Source organism: Trinickia soli (genome assembly GCF_002879855.1).
Taxonomy (GTDB): Bacteria; Pseudomonadota; Gammaproteobacteria; order Burkholderiales; family Burkholderiaceae; genus Trinickia; species Trinickia soli.
The window spans coordinates 16,264-33,652 of record NZ_PNYB01000011.1; the positions used below are offsets into that span (position 1 = coordinate 16,264).

The 17,389-nt window shown below is 64.0% G+C and carries 12 protein-coding genes; 7 read left to right on the forward strand and 5 right to left on the reverse strand.

The window, feature by feature from the left end; translation table 11 throughout:
- The first annotated feature begins 20 nt into the window (after nt 1-20).
- The 6 genes from rluB to truB all read left to right on the forward strand — a co-directional run bounded on the left by rluB (nt 21) and on the right by truB (nt 8,601).
- Nucleotides 21-1,787 carry a 23S rRNA pseudouridine(2605) synthase RluB gene (gene rluB / locus C0Z19_RS14265; RefSeq protein ID WP_102610496.1) on the forward strand — a complete coding sequence of 589 codons (1,767 nt, stop codon included), beginning with the start codon at nt 21-23 and terminating at the stop codon, nt 1,785-1,787.
- 348 nt (nt 1,788-2,135) lie between these two features.
- On the forward strand, nt 2,136-2,594 hold the full coding sequence (gene rimP, locus C0Z19_RS14270) for a ribosome maturation factor RimP (RefSeq protein ID WP_102610497.1): 459 nt from the start codon (nt 2,136-2,138) through the stop codon (nt 2,592-2,594).
- Complete coding sequence (nusA, locus tag C0Z19_RS14275; protein WP_102610498.1) at nt 2,591-4,066, forward strand: transcription termination factor NusA; 1,476 nt, start codon at nt 2,591-2,593, stop codon at nt 4,064-4,066. The genes rimP and nusA overlap by 4 nt, the downstream gene beginning before the upstream one ends.
- A 95-nt stretch (nt 4,067-4,161) precedes the next feature.
- Entirely contained in the window at nt 4,162-7,050 is a 2,889-nt protein-coding gene (infB, locus tag C0Z19_RS14280; protein ID WP_102610499.1) for a translation initiation factor IF-2, read from the forward strand.
- A 158-nt stretch (nt 7,051-7,208) separates the two neighbouring features.
- A complete protein-coding gene (rbfA, locus tag C0Z19_RS14285) occupies nt 7,209-7,577 on the forward strand; it encodes a 30S ribosome-binding factor RbfA (protein WP_102610500.1) in 369 nt (122 codons plus the stop codon).
- Nucleotides 7,578-7,635: 58 nt separating this feature from the next.
- On the forward strand, nt 7,636-8,601 hold the full coding sequence (truB, locus tag C0Z19_RS14290; RefSeq protein ID WP_102610501.1) for a tRNA pseudouridine(55) synthase TruB: 966 nt from the start codon (nt 7,636-7,638) through the stop codon (nt 8,599-8,601).
- A 59-nt stretch (nt 8,602-8,660) separates the two neighbouring features.
- Here truB and trpS read toward each other — a convergent pair whose 3' ends face one another.
- The 5 genes from trpS to C0Z19_RS14315 form a co-directional block, all read right to left on the reverse strand.
- A complete protein-coding gene (gene trpS, locus C0Z19_RS14295) occupies nt 8,661-9,686 on the reverse strand; it encodes a tryptophan--tRNA ligase (RefSeq protein WP_102610624.1) in 1,026 nt (341 codons plus the stop codon).
- Between the two features lie 194 nt (nt 9,687-9,880).
- Nucleotides 9,881-11,440 (reverse strand): DHA2 family efflux MFS transporter permease subunit, encoded by a 1,560-nt coding sequence (locus tag C0Z19_RS14300; RefSeq protein ID WP_102610502.1) that lies wholly within the window; start codon nt 11,438-11,440, stop codon nt 9,881-9,883.
- 53 nt (nt 11,441-11,493) lie between these two features.
- Nucleotides 11,494-12,771, reverse strand: a complete 1,278-nt coding sequence (locus C0Z19_RS14305) for an HlyD family secretion protein (RefSeq protein ID WP_102610503.1) — start codon at nt 12,769-12,771, stop codon at nt 11,494-11,496.
- Between the two features lie 86 nt (nt 12,772-12,857).
- Complete coding sequence (locus C0Z19_RS14310; RefSeq protein WP_102610625.1) at nt 12,858-14,381, reverse strand: efflux transporter outer membrane subunit; 1,524 nt, start codon at nt 14,379-14,381, stop codon at nt 12,858-12,860.
- 114 nt (nt 14,382-14,495) lie between these two features.
- A complete protein-coding gene (locus C0Z19_RS14315) occupies nt 14,496-14,975 on the reverse strand; it encodes a MarR family winged helix-turn-helix transcriptional regulator (RefSeq protein WP_102610504.1) in 480 nt (159 codons plus the stop codon).
- 375 nt (nt 14,976-15,350) lie between these two features.
- Between C0Z19_RS14315 and typA the strand changes: the two genes are divergently transcribed.
- Nucleotides 15,351-17,177, forward strand: coding sequence for a translational GTPase TypA (gene typA / locus C0Z19_RS14320; RefSeq protein WP_102610505.1), 1,827 nt, complete (start codon nt 15,351-15,353; stop codon nt 17,175-17,177).
- The last annotated feature ends 212 nt before the right edge of the window (nt 17,178-17,389 follow it).

The window sequence follows — 17,389 nt, forward strand, 5'->3', positions numbered from 1 at the left end:
GATTGACACTTGAGGTTGTTTTGACAAATACCCACGACACCGATTTGTCCGCATCCGGGCATGCCGCACAGGCTGCGGGCCGCGACGAGGCGCCTGCCGCACCGGCAACGGGCGAGTCCGAGCAGGGCGCCCATAGTGCTGAGGCGGGCGACCAGGACCGTCCGCGCCGCGGCTTGCGGCGCGGTCCACGCAGCTTGATCGCACGGCGGCGAGCCGCGGCGAAGACCAAGGGCGAGGCAGGGGCGCAAGCCCAGCCGGGCGCCGAAGGCGCCGAGGGCGAGGCTGCCTCGACGCCCCCTTCCGCTGAAGAGAGTGCCCCTGCCGGGGCGCGTGCGCCGCGCAAAGGTACCCCGAAGGGCGGTCGCAAACAGTCCGCCGGTCGCCGGGAAGAGTCCGGTGGCGCAGCGAAGGACGCCCAAGGCAAGCGCCCCGAATCCGTTCCGGGCGGCCAGGACGATTTGTTCTCCTACGTGACTTCGCCTGCGTTCGATGCGGACAACGGGGCATCGACCGGCGTGCGCGCCCCGATGCTGCGGCGCGGCCGTCCGGAGCCGCAAAAGCGCGTACTGGCGCCCGACGACGACGCGCCGAAGCTGCATAAGGTGCTGGCCGAAGCCGGGATGGGCTCGCGTCGCGAAATGGAAGAACTGATCGTGGCCGGTCGCGTATCGGTCAACGGCGAGCCCGCACACATCGGGCAGCGCATCATGCCGACCGATCAGGTCCGCATCAACGGCAAGCCTGTCAAGCGTCGCGTGCAGACCAAGCCGCCCCGTGTGCTGCTTTATCACAAGCCGACGGGCGAGATCGTCAGTCATGCAGACCCGGAAGGCCGGCCTTCGGTCTTCGATAAGCTGCCTCCGATGAAAACGGCGAAGTGGCTGGCCGTCGGCCGGCTCGACTTCAATACTGAAGGCCTGTTGATGTTGACCACGTCGGGCGACCTGGCGAACCGGTTCATGCATCCGCGCTACAGCGTAGAGCGTGAGTATGCGGTTCGCGTCGTCGGCGAGCTCGCGGAAGGCGCGCGGCAAAAGCTGCTGCATGGTGTCGAACTCGAAGACGGTCCTGCCAATTTCCTGCGTATCCGCGATGGCGGCGGCGAGGGCACCAACCACTGGTACCACGTCGCGCTGGCCGAAGGCCGCAATCGCGAAGTGCGGCGCATGTTCGAGGCGGTCGGGCTCATGGTGAGCCGGCTCATTCGTACACGTCATGGCCCGATTTCCCTGCCGCGCGGTTTGCGACGCGGCCGTTGGGAAGAGCTCGAAGAGAATCAGGTGCGCAGCCTGATGGCGGCGGTCGGCCTCAAGGCGCCAGTCGAAGAGAAGGGCGCGCGGCGTCAGGGTCAGGAGCGGCGCCAGCCGGATCCGATGCAGACGTCGATGGGCTTCATCAACCGCGAGCCGGTGTTGACGGCGCATGGCCGCTTCGATCAGCCGGGGCGTGGCCCTGGCCGTCGCGGCCCCGGCGGCTTCGGTGGCGGCGGTGCCGGCATGGGCGGCTACGGCGAGAATTCGGGAGGCGGTTTCGGCAATCGCGCCGGCGGAAGTCGCGGTGGCGGCGGCCAGAAGGCGCGGCCGCAGCGTGACGTCGACGGCAACCGCGCGCCCTCCGGCGCTGCGGGCAAGCGTCCGTTCGGTGGCAATGCAAATAGCAACCGCACCCCGGGCGGCAATCGCGCCGGCGGCGGCAACCGCGCCGGTGGCAGCGGCGGCGGTGGAGCTGGCGGCGCCGGCGGGGGCGGTCAGCGGCCGGCCCCGCGCGGTCGTTCGCGCGGGCGCTGACAGGCGGCGCACCCGGTCGCCTTTGTATGCGGGACCACGGGTGCGCGCGGCTGCGCAGTCGCCTTGGTCGGATCGGCTGTGCGAAAGCCTCCTGGAGGGCTTTCGCACGCTCGCTGCTTGGCAACCCGCCGTGAAAAATGCTAAACTCACAAAGTCGCTGGGCGTGCGGCTGTTGTTTGTGCGGCTCAGGTGCGAGCACCGGTAAGAGGATGATGGGCGTTTCGCCCATTTTTTTTTGGCGGTCACGGTTCGGCATCTCGGCAAGCAGCACATTTTCGCGCACCGGCATGGCGCGGCGCGCAGCCCCTTGGGTGCATGCGCGTACGCGCGAATACCTTAGAGGGCACTGTGCAACTGACGGAACTGATAGAAACCACGGTCTCTGGCATGGGCTATGAGCTCGTGGACCTCGAGCGCACCGGGCGCGGCATGCTGTGTGTCTATATCGACCAACCCGCCGGCATCGCGATCGAGGATTGCGAAAAAGTCACGCGTCAGCTCCAGCACGTTCTGACGGTTGAGAACATCGACTACGAACGGCTCGAAGTATCGTCGCCGGGGCTCGATCGTCCGCTCAAGAAGTTGGCGGATTTCTTGCGCTTCGCGGGCAGCGAGGCCGTCGTGACATTGAAAAAGCCGTTGAACGGGCGCAAGACGTACCGGGGCATCCTGCATGCGCCTGACGGCGAAACGATCGGTTTGGAATTTGAAGGGAAGGAGGGCGCCGCGATGCTCGATTTCACGCTCGCGGACATGGACCGCGCACGCCTTGTCCCGAAGGTTGACTTTAGGAGCCGCAAACAATGAGTCGCGAAGTACTGATGCTGGTCGATGCACTGGCGCGCGAAAAGAATGTCAATAAAGATGTGGTATTCGCTGCGCTCGAAGCCGCTCTTGCTTCGGCCACCAAGAAGCTCTTCGAAGAAGACGTAGACATCCGCGTGCATATCGATCGCGAATCGGGCGAGCATGAAACGTATCGCCGTTGGCGCGTGGTGCCCGACGAGGCCGGCTTGCAAGAGCCCGATCAGGAAATCCTGCTGTTCGAAGCGCGCGAAGAAAAGCCCGAGATCGAAATCGACGACTACATCGAAGAACCGATCCCTTCGATCGAATTCGGTCGTATCGGCGCGCAGGCGGCCAAGCAGGTCATTTTGCAGAAGGTGCGCGACGCCGAGCGCGAGCAGATCCTCAACGATTTCCTCGAGCGCGGCGAAAAGATCATGACCGGCACGGTCAAGCGTCTGGATAAAGGCAACTTCATCGTCGAATCGGGCCGTGTCGAAGCGCTGCTGCGCCGCGATCAACTGATCCCGAAGGAAAACCTGCGCGTCGGCGACCGTGTGCGCGCCTACATCGCCAAGGTGGACCGCACGGCGCGCGGCCCGCAGATCGAACTCTCGCGCACGGCGCCCGAGTTTCTGATGAAGCTGTTCGAAATGGAAGTGCCCGAGATCGAGCAGGGCCTGCTCGAAATCAAGGCGGCCGCTCGCGATCCCGGCGTGCGCGCGAAGATCGGCGTCGTGGCCTACGACAAGCGTATCGATCCGATCGGCACCTGCGTCGGCATCCGCGGTTCGCGCGTGCAGGCGGTTCGCAACGAGCTTGGTGGCGAGAACGTCGACATCGTGCTATGGTCCGAGGATCCCGCCCAGTTCGTGATCGGCGCGCTCGCGCCGGCTGCGGTTCAGTCGATCGTCGTCGATGAAGAGAAGCATTCGATGGACGTCGTCGTGGACGAAAACGAGCTGGCGGTCGCCATCGGCCGCAGCGGCCAGAACGTGCGTCTCGCCAGCGAGTTGACCGGCTGGCAAATCAACATCATGACGCCCGATGAATCGGCGCAGAAGCAGAACCAGGAGCGTGGGGTTCTGCGCGACCTGTTCATGGCGCGGCTCGATGTCGACGAGGAAGTCGCCGACATTCTCATCGACGAAGGCTTCACGAGCCTCGAAGAGATCGCCTACGTGCCGCTCAACGAGATGCTCGAAATCGAAGCGTTCGATGAGGATACCGTCCACGAGCTGCGCAACCGCGCGCGCGATGCGTTGCTGACGATGGCGATCGCCAACGAGGAAAAGGTCGAGGGAGTCGCGCTCGATCTGAAGAGTCTCGAAGGGATGGACGCCGATCTGCTCTCGAAGCTGGCCGAGCACCAGATCCAGACGCGCGACGAGCTGGCTGAACTGGCCGTCGACGAATTGGTTGAAATGACCGGAATGCAAGAGGATGCCGCGAAGGCGTTGATCATGAAAGCACGTGAACATTGGTTCCAGTGAGTGAATGACCATGGCGCACTGAATAGACAGCGATCTTGCGATCGCATGACCCGATGCTAACCGCAAGGAATCCGTCCTTGCACTAAGAGGAATGAATGGCGAGTAACAACGTAGCCCAATTTGCCGCGGAACTCAAAATGCCAGCCGGGGTGCTGCTCGAACAGCTCCAGGCGGCGGGTGTCCAGAAAGCGAGTGAGGACGATGCTTTGTCCGAATCGGACAAGGCGCGTCTGCTCGACCACTTGCGCAAGTCGCACGGTTCGGCCGATACGGACAAACGCAAGATCACGCTGACTCGGCGGCACACGTCGGAGATCAAGCAATCCGACGCGACGGGCAAGGCTCGCACCATTCAGGTCGAAGTTCGCAAGAAACGTGTATTCGTGAAGCGCGACGAGGCAGGCGAAGTCGCTGGCGCCGAGGCTGCAGGCGAAGCGGTAGCCACCGTCGACGAGAGCGCCGAGTTGCAGCGTCGCGAGGAGGAAGCGCGGCGCGAAGCCGAGCTGCTCGAGAAGCAGGCGCAGGAACTGCGCGAGCGCCAGGAGCGGCTCGAGCGCGAGGAAGCCGAGCGTCAGGCGCGCGAGCGCGCTGCCGAGGCCGAGCGTCTGCGCGCCGAGGAAGAGGCAGCGAAGAAGCATGCCGAAACCGCGGCTCGCGTGGAGGCCGAGCGTACGGCAGTCGAAGATGAGCGTGCTGCCGCCGAGCGCGCCGCTCAACGCGAAGCGGCCAAGAAGGCCGAAGATGCCGCGCGTGAAGCGGCCGACAAGGCGCGCGCCGAGCAGGAAGAGATTCGCAAGCGTCGCGAAGCGGCCGAGGCCGAAGCGCGCGCCATTCGCGAGATGATGAATACGCCGCGTAAGGCGCAGGTGAAAGCGCCCGAGCCGGCGCCGGCCGCGAAGCCGGCGGAAGCCGCCAAGGCGGCTGAAGCGAAGGGCACGCTGCATAAGCCGGTGCGCCCGCCTGGCGAGACGCCGCGTCCCGCCGCCGCGCGCAAGCCGGCAGCAGGTGCGGCGGCGCCGGCTACGGCTCAGCCGTCGTCGGCTGCGCCCGGCGCGGATAAGAAGAAGACAGGCGGCAAGGGCGGCTGGCAAGACGACGCCGCGAAGCGCCGCGGGATCAAGACGCGCGGCGATTCGAGCGGCGGTGTCGATCGCGGCTGGCGCGGCGGCCCGAAGGGGCGCGGCAAGCATCAGGATTCGGCTACGTCGTTCCAGGCGCCCATCGAGCCGATCGTGCGCGAAGTCCATGTGCCCGAAACGATTACGGTGGCCGACCTCGCCCATAAGATGTCGGTGAAGGCGTCGGAAGTCATCAAGGTGATGATGAAGCTCGGCCAGATGGTGACGATCAACCAGATGCTCGACCAGGAAACGGCGATGATCATCGTCGAGGAACTCGGCCATCGTGCGGTTGCCGCCAAGCTCGACGATCCGGAAGCTTTGCTCGTCGAAGGCGAAGCGAGCGACGCCGAGCAATTGCCGCGTCCGCCTGTCGTCACGGTCATGGGTCACGTCGATCACGGCAAGACCTCGCTGCTCGACTACATCCGTCGCGCGAAGGTTGCGGCCGGCGAAGCGGGCGGCATTACGCAGCACATCGGCGCTTATCACGTCGAGACGCCGCGTGGCGTCATCACGTTCCTCGATACGCCGGGTCACGAGGCCTTTACGGCCATGCGTGCGCGCGGCGCGAAAGCGACCGACATCGTTATTCTCGTGGTCGCCGCGGACGACGGCGTGATGCCGCAAACGAAGGAAGCCATCGCTCACGCGAAGGCGGGCGGCGTGCCCATCGTCGTGGCGATCAACAAGATCGACAAGCCCGAGGCGAACCCCGAGCGCGTCAAGCAGGAACTCGTCGCTGAAGGCGTCGTGCCCGAGGAGTACGGCGGCGATTCGCCGTTCGTGCCGGTTTCGGCGAAGACAGGCACCGGCATCGACGATCTGCTCGAAAACGTGCTGCTGCAAGCCGAAGTGCTCGAGTTGAAGGCGCCCGTGGCAGCACCGGCGAAGGGTCTCGTCATCGAAGCGAAGCTCGACAAGGGCAAGGGGCCTGTGGCCACGATCCTCGTCCAGTCGGGCACGCTCTCGCGAGGCGACGTCGTGCTGGCGGGCAGTGCTTACGGTCGCGTCCGGGCCATGCTCGACGAAACCGGCAAGGCCACGAAGGAAGCGGGCCCCTCGATCCCGGTCGAAATCCAAGGTCTGTCCGAGGTGCCGGGTGCCGGCGAGGAAGTCATGGTGCTGCCCGACGAACGCAAGGCGCGCGAAATCGCGCTGTTCCGTCAGGGCAAGTTCCGCGACGTCAAACTTGCGAAGCAGCAGGCAGCCAAGCTCGAAAGCATGCTCGAACAGATGGGCGAAGGCGAAGTGCAGTCGCTGCCGCTTATCGTCAAGGCCGACGTGCAGGGTTCGCAAGAAGCGCTCGTGCAGGCTTTGCAGAAGCTGTCTACCGACGAAGTGCGCGTGCAGATCGTGCATGGCGCCGTCGGCGGCATCAGCGAGTCCGACGTCAACCTGGCTACCGCGTCGAAGGCCGTTATCATCGGCTTCAACACGCGCGCCGATGCGCAAGCGCGCAAGCTGGCGGAGTCGAACGGTATCGATATCCGCTACTACAACATCATCTACGACGCAGTGGATGAGGTGAAGGCGGCAATGTCGGGCATGCTCGCGCCGGAAAAGCGCGAGGTCGTCACGGGCATGGTCGAAGTGCGCCAGGTCTTCAAGGTGCCGAAGGTCGGCGCGGTGGCCGGTTGTATGGTCACGGACGGTGTCGTCAAGCGTTCGTCGTCGGTGCGTGTGCTGCGCAACAACGTCGTCATCTTCACGGGCGAACTCGATTCGCTCAAGCGCTTCAAGGACGACGTGAAGGAAGTGAAGCAAGGCTTCGAATGCGGTATGTCGGTCAAGAACTTCAACGATATCGTCGAAGGCGATCAGTTCGAGGTGTTCGAAGTCACGGAAGTCGCGCGCACGCTCTGATACGCCAGCGCGCGGCTCGGGGCGGAGCAGGCGGCAAGCCTCCTCCGCCCCGTTTGTTTTATCGCGCAGCACGGGCGCGAATGTCGGTACCCCTGGCATTTGCGCGCGATGTGCGCCGGGCCGCAGATGGCGCGCCCTAACCGCCAGGCGGGTTCATCATGTCGAAAAAACGCACGTCCCCCAATCGCAACGTCCAGATCGCCGATCAGATTCAACGCGATTTGTCCGAACTCATCATGCGCGAGGTGAAAGACCCGCGCATCGGGCTCGTCACGATCCAAAGCGTCGAACTCACGCCTGATTACGCACACGCGAAGGTCTACTTCACGACGCTGACGGGCGATGCGCAGGCCACGCAGGTCGCGCTCAATCATGCGGCCGGTCATCTGCACAACCTGTTGTTCAAACGTCTGCACATTCATACCGTGCCGACGCTGCATTTTCACTACGACAAATCGATCGAGCAAGCCGTCGAGATGTCGCGCCTCATCGACGAAGCGAACGCCACACGCGCCAAAGGCGATTGATCCGATGCGACCCGGGCCGCGACGCTGCGTCCCGCCGTTGCGCACTTGAAACAACCTCATGAAACAACCTCAACGTCCGCGCTTGCCGCGTCGTGCGCTCGACGGCGTCCTATTGCTCGACAAAGGTCTCGGACTATCGAGTAACGACGCTCTCGTTCGTGCAAAGCGTCTTTTCCTCGCACAGAAGGCGGGACATACGGGGACGCTCGATCCTCTCGCGTCGGGTCTGCTGCCGCTCTGTTTCGGCGAAGCGACCAAGTTTTCGCAGGACTTGCTGGAAGCCGACAAGACCTACGAAGCCACGATGCGGCTGGGCATTCGCACGAGTACGGGCGATGCCGAGGGGGAGGTGTTGCAGACGAGCCCCGTCGAGGTCGGGATCGCCGAGATTGACGCGGCGCTCGCGCGTTTTCGCGGCCGGATTTCGCAGGTGCCGCCGATGCATTCGGCGCTCAAGCGCGATGGCAAGCCGCTATACGAATACGCACGTGCGGGGCAGGTCGTCGAGCGCGCGGCCCGCGAGGTGACGATTCATGCGCTGGAATTGCTTGGCGCCACGTTGCCGGACGTCACGTTTCGTGTCACCTGCAGTAAGGGAACCTATGTGCGGACGCTGGCCGAGGACATCGGTGCGGCGCTCGGTTGCGGTGCGCATCTTGTGGCATTGCGGCGTACCGGCGTTGGGACCCTGACGCTCGATCACGCCGTCACGCTCGAGGCGCTGGAAAGCATGGAGGCCGGCGCGCGCGATGCGTGTTTGCGACCTGTCGACGCACTGCTGACGACCTTTCCGGTCGTGCGGCTCGATGCGGAAGCGGCCAAGCGCTTCCTCCATGGTCAACGGCTTCGCCTGGCCGATTTGACGCCGATCGTTGTCGAGCGCAGTGTCGACGGAAGCGATCGCGCGGATACACGCGTGCGCGTTTATCGCGACGAGGACGGCGTACTGCTCGGTGTGGCGCGAGCAGCCGATGGCGTACTTGCCCCGGAGCGACTCGTCGTGACTGCGCCGAAGCCGGCCTGACGCAAACATAGACCGAGACGCTTCGCCCCGAACGCGCTTCGATACCCCGAAGCGGGCGCTCAATGCTCGAAGTAGGTCAAGCCGAGCGCCCCCTTTACCTCCGAGAGCGTCTGCGCGGCCACTTCCCGTGCGCGCATCGTGCCGCGACGGAGAACGGCCAACACTTCAGCCCGGTCATTCTGCAATTCGCGACGTCGCGTACGAATCGGCTCGATCAACGTCTGCAGCCGTTCGTTCAGCACGCGCTTGACCACGCTGTCGCCGAGCCCGCCCCGACGATAGTGGGCTTTGAGTTCGCTCACCTTCTGCGTGTCCGGCTCGAAAGCGTCCAGGAACGCGAACACGACATTGCCTTCGACCTGTCCGGGGTCGCTCACGCGCAGGTGGTTCGGGTCGGTGTACATATCGTTGACGGCCTTCGTAATCTCGTCGGGACTCGCGCTCAGTGTGATCGCATTGCCCAACGATTTGCTCATCTTCGCCCTGCCGTCGATCCCGGGCAGCCGCGCGACCGGCGACAGCACCGCTGCACACTCGACGAGCACTTGCCGGTCCACGGTGTGGTTGAATCGACGCACGAGCTCGTTGGTTTGCTCGATCATCGGCAGTTGATCGTCGCCGACAGGCACGTGCGTCGCCTTGAACGCCGTGATATCGGCCGCTTGGCTGACCGGGTAGGTCAGGAAGCCGGCGGGGATGTCCCGCTCGAACCCGCGTAGCCGGATTTCTTCCTTGATCGTCGGATTGCGCTCGAGTCGCGCGACCGTGACGAGGTTGAGCAGATACTGAGACAGCTCCGCGAGCTCCGGCACTTGGGATTGGATGAACACGGTCGACTTGGCGGGGTCGATGCCCACGGCGAGATAATCCAGTGCGACTTCGACGACGTTCTCGGTGACTTTCCGGTGCCGGCCGACGTTGTCAGTGAGGGCTTGCGTGTCGGCTAGCAGCAGGAATTGCCGCGCCTCGTGCTGGAGTTGCACGCGAGCGCGCAATGAACCGATGTAGTGGCCAAGGTGTAGTGCGCCGGTCGTGCGGTCGCCAGTGAGCACGATGGGTAGGTTTGCCTGGTGGGCTTCTGTCATGGTCTGGTCTTCGATGTCTTTGACACCACCAGCCATCAGCGCGCAGATACGAAAATGCCGCCAGGACTGGCGGCATTACGTTCAATGGATGAGGGGAAACGGGCCGCCGGGTTCAGGCGTGCCACCAACGGTGCGTATCGAGCGAGGTCGGTTTCATTTCCATTCGTAAAGTATAGCGCATTCGGACATGCGCGCTAGTGCGCGGCCGAAGCTGCGGCACTCGAGTCCCCGCCGCCGCTGCGCTCGGGCTTCGTGATCCAGATCAAGCCGATCAGGACGAGGAAGATGACGGCCGACACGTAGAAGAGGTCGTTCACGCCAAGCTGCGCCGCCTGCTGCGTGACGAGCCGATCGAACAAGCCATAGCCCTGCGACTTGTCGAGGCCCAGCGCCCCAAGTTGTGTCATCGATTGCGTGAACGTCGGATCGTAGGCGCTGGCGCGCTCGGTCAGCTGCGCGTGATGGAAGCTCGTGCGGTGATCCCATGCTGTCGTGAAGATCGACGTCCCGATCCCGCCGCACATGATCCGCACGAAGTTCGACAGCCCCGAAGCGGCTGCGATCCGATTGCCGGGCAGCCCTGAAAGCGTGATCGAGACCAGCGGAATGAAGAAGCCGGCCATCGCGATACCTTGCACGAGCGTGGGCAGCGTGAGCGACCACGTATCGACGCCCGTCGTATAGCGCGAGCGCATCCAAAAGCACAGTGCGAAGACGACGAACGCGGCCGTGGCGATCTTGCGAGGGTCCGTGCGCGGCAGGAACTTGCCCGTGACGGGCGACAGCAGAATCGCGAACACGCCGACGGGCGCCATGACGAGCCCGGCGTCGGTGGCCGTATAGCCGATATCGGTTTGCAGCCACAGCGGCAGCAACACGAGGTTGCCGAAATAAAGGCCGTAGCCGACCGAGAGCGCGACCGTGCCGCCCGTGAAATTGCGCTTCCTGAACAGCGACAAATCGACGACGGGGTGATCGGCCGTCAATTCCCAAACGACGAAGAACGCGAAGCCGATCAGCGCCGTCAGCGCGAGTGCGACGATCGTCGCCGACGAAAACCAGTCGAGGTCCTTGCCCTTATCGAGCATGACCTGCAAAGAGCCGACCCAGACGACAAGCAGGCCGAGGCCGACCAAATCGATCGGCGCCTTCTTGATGACCGAATCGCGCGAGCGGAAGATGGCCCAGGTGGCGAGCGCCGCGACGATACCCACCGGAATGTTGACGTAGAAGATCCAGGGCCACGAGATATTGTCGGAGATCCAGCCGCCCAGAATCGGCCCGGCGACGGGAGCGATGAGCGTCGTCATCGACCACATCGACAGCGCAAGCGGCGCCTTGGCACGCGGATAACTGGCGAGCAGCAGCGTCTGCGAAAGTGGAATCATCGGCCCCGCGACGGCGCCCTGAATCACGCGCGAAACGAGCAGAAACGGCAGCGTGGGCGAGAGTCCGCACATCCACGACGACACGACGAACAGCACGATCGAAGCGAGGAACAAGCGCACCTGCCCCAGGCGTTCGGTCAACCAGCCCGTGAGCGGCACCGAGATCGCATTGGCGACGGCGAACGAGGTGATGACCCAGGTGCCCTGATCGGAGGACACGCCGAGGTCGCCCGAAATCGTCGGAATCGACACGTTCGCGATCGACGTATCGAGCACGTTCATGAACACGGCAAGCGACACGGCAATCGTGCCGATGACGAGTTGGGCGCCGCTGAGCGGCGGGTGGGGGGCTTGGGGCTGAGCCATTGGGCAGGTGACCTCGGAACCTTCGTTGTGTCGTCGACGGGCGATGCGCGGGCTTACATCAGCTTCGAGCCGCTGCTCGCGAGCTTCGCGGCGCGGCCGGCGTGCGCGTGTGCCTGCGCGCCGGCTGCCGCCGCGGGTTGCTTCTGTTGCGCGAGGCCCGCGCTCGAGCCGGCATTCTCGGCGATGATGCGGGCGATCTCGGCATCGGCCTGCTCACCGTACTTATCGAAGACGTTCGTTTGATAGACCGTGTTCTGCGCATTGCTGAGCTGGTTGCCGGACTCGTTCTTGATATCCACGTCGGCCTGCATCGACAGGCCGATGCGCAGCGGGTGGGCGCGCAGCTCTTGCTGATCGAGTTCGACGCGCACGGGCAGGCGTTGCACGACCTTGATCCAGTTGCCCGTTGCGTTTTGCGCGGGCAGGAGAGAGAAGGCCGAGCCGGTGCCGGCCGAGAAGCCGACGACCTTGCCGTGATAGACGACCGACGAACCGTAGACGTCCGCGGTCAACTCCACGGGTTGGCCGATCCGCATATGCTTGAGCTGGCCTTCCTTGAAGTTGGCATCGACCCACACCGATTCGAGCGGCACGATCGCCATGAGCGGGTTGCCGGGGGCGACGCGCTGGCCGACCTGCACCGAACGCTTCGCGACGTAGCCGGTCACGGGCGCGGGCAGCGTGTTGCGTGCAAAGTTCAGATACGCGTCGCGCACCTTGGCGGCGGCGGCCAGCACGTTCGGGTGCGTTGCGATCGTCGTGTTCGACGTCAGCGCGCGGTTCGACGCCAGTTGTTGTTCGGCGGCGTCGAGTGCGGCCAGCGCGGCCTTCACCGTATCGCGGGCATGCGAAATTTCCTCTTGCGAGACCGCGCCCGATTGCGCGATGGTCAGGCGCCGGCGCAGGTCGTCTTGCGCGCGCGACAGATCGGCCTGGCGCTCCGCGATCTGCGCCTGGTACTGGTCGTTGTTGACGAACAGGCCGCGCACCTGGCGCACCGTCTGCGCGAGGTTGGCTTCAGCCTGTTGCAAGGCAACGCGCGCGTCGGCGCCGTCGAGCACGACGAGCGGTTGGCCGGCCTTGACCGTTTGCGTGTCGTCGGCGTTGACTGCGATGACGGTGCCCGTCACTTGAGGCGTGATCTGCACGACGTTGCCGTTGACGTAGGCATCGTCGGTATCCTCATGAAAGCGCGCGTCGAGGAAGTAATACAGGCCATACGCGACCGCTGCGACGAGAATCACGCCGACGAGCAGCGTCATCAGGCGCTTTCGCTTGCTGTTATTGTTCTGCGACTGCACGCTCGCGGCGGTTTGTTGAGTGTCGCTCATGGAAATGCTCTCCGTTTCTCGAGTCTCGATCGTTCGAAGCTCTATCGTTGAATCGTGCGTTGACGTGTTTCGTTGTGTGGCGCCGTTCAGCCTGCCGGGGCCGCGGCAGGAGCGGGCGCCGGCGCGGGCAGGGCGACTGCGCCGTTCGACGCCGGCGTGGCGACGCCGGCTGTTTGAGCGTCGAAGCCGCCGCCGAGCGCGCGAATGAGCGCGAACTGCAGGTCGCGGCGCTTCATCCTCAGGTTCGTCAGCGTCTGCTCGGCCGCAAGGCGATTGCTATCGGCCGTCAACACCTGCAATTGCGGCGAGAGCCCGGCCTTATAGCGAATGACGGCGAGCCGATACGCTTCGGCCGAGGCATCGAGTGCACGTTGCGCATCGTTCATCTCCGTATCGATGGAGCGGATCGACGACACTTGCGTCGCGACGTCCGACATTGCGTTGACGAGCGCTTGGTTGTAGTTCGCGACGTCCAGTTCGAAGTCGGCGTAGCGTCCCTTCAACTGGGCTCGCAAGGCGCCGGCATCGAAGATGGGCAGATGAATCGCCGGACCGGCCTGGACCGTGCGGCTACCCGCCGTCAGAAAGCGGCTCCAGCCGAACGCGTCGAAGCCGATGGCGGCCGCGAGGTTGATGTCGGGAAAGAACTCGGCTTTTGCTTCCTTCACGTTCGCGAGCGCGGCCTCGATCTGCCAGCGTGCGGCGACGATGTCGGGGCGGCGCGAGACGAGATCGGCCGGCAGATTCGACGGCAACGTCACGGCGCCGCCGGGGCCGAGGACGGGATCGGCGATCGCGAGCCCGCGGTCGGGGCCTTTGCCGAGCAGCGCGGCCAGTTGATAGCGGACTGACTTGATTTGCCCGTCGAGATCGGAGACCGTCGCTTGGCTCGTCGCGACGTTGCCGAGCGCGGTTTGCTTTTCGACGTTCGTGTCGAGCCCGGCGCTCACGCGATCGTTCGCGATCGAACCGACTTCCTGCCGGTTGCGAATTTCGCGTTGCGCGATGTCGCGCATTGCGTAGAGCTGCGCCAGCTGGTTGTAGGTGCGCGCGACCGACGAAGCGAGCGTGATGCGAGCCTCCTGCATATCGGCTTCAGCCGCTTTTTCCTGCGAGACGGAAGCCTTCACGCGCTCGCGATTCTTGCCCCACAGGTCGAGATCCCACGAAGCGCTGGCAAGCGCGGTATGTTCGGTGAACCAGTTGCCGCCGAATGGAGGCGGGTAGAGCCCGTTGCCCGAGAGCAGTTCGCGCGTGGCCGAGTAGCTGCCCGTGACCTTGGGCAGCAACGCAGAGCGCGAGGTTTCGATGTACGACTGCGCCTTGGCGATGCGCGCTTGCGCCTGCGCGATCGAGGGGCTGCCCGCGAGCGCTTCGTTGATGAGCCGCGGCAACTGGGGATCGCCGAAGTCGCTCGCCCAGTCGAGCGACGGCCATTGGCCGCCTTCGTTCGGCAGACTTTGGGTCGTCTCAAGCGAGGCAGCGGGCGTAATCGCTTTGTCGCTATGGATGCCGGCGTAGTTCGCGCATCCCGCCAATGCCAGCGCGGCGAGCGCGGCGGCTGCGATCGTGCCGCGGCGCACGCGCGCTGACGCGGGGGAGGGATTCATCGCACGGCCTTTCAGTAATGAAGTAATCATGGACTTTGCAACTTATTTGGAGCGATTGAAGGTCGAAACTCGTTGCCGTGTCAGCCAAAGACTGCCGACGATCATGCCGCCGCGCTAATCCGCCGGGCCATCGCATGTGTTGGCGAGAATTCGCCGCAACATGCTTTTCAGAAACCCGACTTCCTCGGGCGTAAAACCGGCGAGCGCCTTATCGACCACGCCGCCGAAGATCTCGGGCATGCGCGCTGCAAGTCTTTGTCCTTCGGGCGTGACCGCCAGATGAACGGCGCGTCGATCTTCCGAACTGCGTACGCGCGAAAGAAGATTACGCTTTTCCAGCCGATCGATCAGCCGGGTGACCGCGCTCGCGTCAATCCCGTAGTCGCGGGCCAACTCGGCTGCCAACGAGCACCGGCCGCTCGCGATCATGAACAACATGCTCGCCTGGGTGCTCGTAATGCCCAACTCGCCCAGCGTGCGCTGCGTGACCAGGTTCGACAGGCTCGACTTCACCCGCGTGAGCAGGTAGCCGACGCTCTCGTCGATTTGGTAGCCGCATGCCTCGGGCGGGAGCGGCGAGGTCGGTTCCGTCATGGCGATTTCCGTGCGATTGCAATAGTTGACTAGGCATGATTGTACGCGCGAGAAAGATGACCCGGCAAGCATTAAAGCGGCCGAAACCGTCGTATTTAAGCAACCCCTTAAGGGGCGCGATCATTATGGGGCTTGGTGGGGAACGCTGCTTGCAACCGCGCAAGGGCGGCGCCGGAGAGTCATACCGGCGGCATCCGGTCGGATTTCTCGCCAGTTATCTGGCCGGGCGCCGCAGGCAGTCATGGGCGCGTGCTATACTTCCCAGTTACCCAAAATGTACGCGCGTCAGTCTTTCGGTCAGCTTCCCGCCGCCTCACGGCAGCGCGGCGTCGGCGCCTGGTTTCCGTTTCGCGTACGCAACCGCCTTTTATTCCTATGACTCGCGCTCTCCGCAACATTGCCATCATTGCCCACGTCGACCACGGCAAGACCACGCTCGTCGACCAACTGCTTCGTCAGTCGGGCACGTTCCGAGAAAATCAGCAGATCGCGGAACGCGTGATGGACTCGAACGATATCGAAAAAGAGCGCGGCATCACGATCCTGGCGAAGAACTGCGCGGTGGAATACGAGGGCACGCACATCAACATCGTCGACACCCCGGGCCACGCCGATTTCGGCGGTGAAGTGGAGCGCGTGCTGTCGATGGTCGATTCGGTGCTGCTGCTCGTCGACGCCGTGGAAGGCCCGATGCCGCAAACGCGTTTCGTCACGAAGAAGGCGCTTGCGTTGGGTCTGAAGCCGATCGTCGTCGTCAACAAGATCGACCGGCCGGGTGCGCGTATCGACTGGGTCATCAACCAGACGTTCGACCTGTTCGACAAGCTCGGCGCCACGGAAGAGCAACTCGACTTCCCGATCGTCTATGCATCGGGGCTCAATGGTTATGCTTCGCTCGATCCGGCGGCCCGCGACGGCGATATGCGCCCGCTGTTCGAGGCGATTCTCGAACACGTGCCCGTGCGCGCGGCCGATCCCGAAGCGCCGCTGCAACTGCAGATCACTTCGCTCGATTATTCGACCTACGTCGGGCGGATCGGCGTGGGCCGGATTGCGCGTGGCCGCATCAAGCCGGGTCAGAGCGTCGCGTTGCGCTTCGGCCCGGAAGGCGAGGTGCTCAACCGCAAGATCAATCAGGTGCTGTCGTTCCAGGGGCTCGATCGCGTCCAGGTGAGCGAAGCGCAAGCGGGCGACATCGTGCTGATCAACGGCATCGAGGATATCGGCATCGGTGCGACGATCTGCGCGCCCGACACGCCTGAAGCACTGCCGATGATCACGGTCGACGAGCCGACGCTTACGATGAACTTCCTCGTGAATTCTTCGCCGCTCGCCGGCAAGGAAGGCAAGTTCGTCACGAGCCGTCAGATTCGCGATCGCCTGACGCGCGAGCTCAATCACAACGTCGCGCTGCGTGTGCGCGACACCGGCGACGAAACGGTGTTCGAAGTGTCGGGTCGCGGCGAGTTGCACCTGACGATTCTGATCGAGAACATGCGCCGCGAAGGCTACGAGTTGGCCGTGTCGCGGCCTCGCGTCGTGCTGCACGAAATCGATGGCGTCAAGCATGAGCCGTACGAGTTGCTGACCGTCGATCTCGAAGACGGACACCAGGGCGGCGTGATGGAAGAGCTCGGCCGCCGCAAGGGCGAACTGCTCGACATGGCATCGGACGGCCGCGGCCGCACGCGTCTCGAATACAAGATTCCGGCGCGCGGGCTGATCGGCTTCCAGGGCGAATTCATGACGCTCACGCGCGGCACGGGCCTGATGAGCCACGTGTTCGACGAATACGCGCCCGTCAAGGAGGGCACGCTCGGCGAGCGCCGTAACGGCGTATTGATTTCGCAAGACGACGGCGCCGCCGTGGCCTATGCGCTGTGGAAGCTGCAAGACCGCGGCCGCATGTTCGTGAAGCCGGGCGACGCGCTGTACGAAGGCATGATTATCGGCATTCACAGCCGCGACAACGACCTCGTCGTGAACCCGATCAAGGGCAAGCAGCTGACCAACGTGCGCGCATCGGGCACCGATGAAGCCGTGCGTCTCGTGCCGCCGATCCAGATGTCGCTCGAATACGCGGTGGAATTTATCGACGACGACGAACTCGTCGAAGTCACGCCGCAATCGATCCGGTTGCGCAAGCGCCATTTGAAAGAGCACGAGCGCCGTCGCGCAAGCCGCGAAGCATCGGTCGATTAAGTCGGTCCGAGCATCGATCGAGTCGCTCGCCAGCGCGCCGGATGGCGCGCGAGCATCTGAAGAGCCGCCTGTTTTGGCGGCTTTTTGCTTTCTGGACGGGCGATTGCATTGCGTTTAAGCAATCCGATTATTCGATCTGTGTTATGCTGCGCGATGCTAGTTTTAGGTCCTTCCAAGCAAGACTTGATTCGCGCAATCCGCTAAACGGTCAG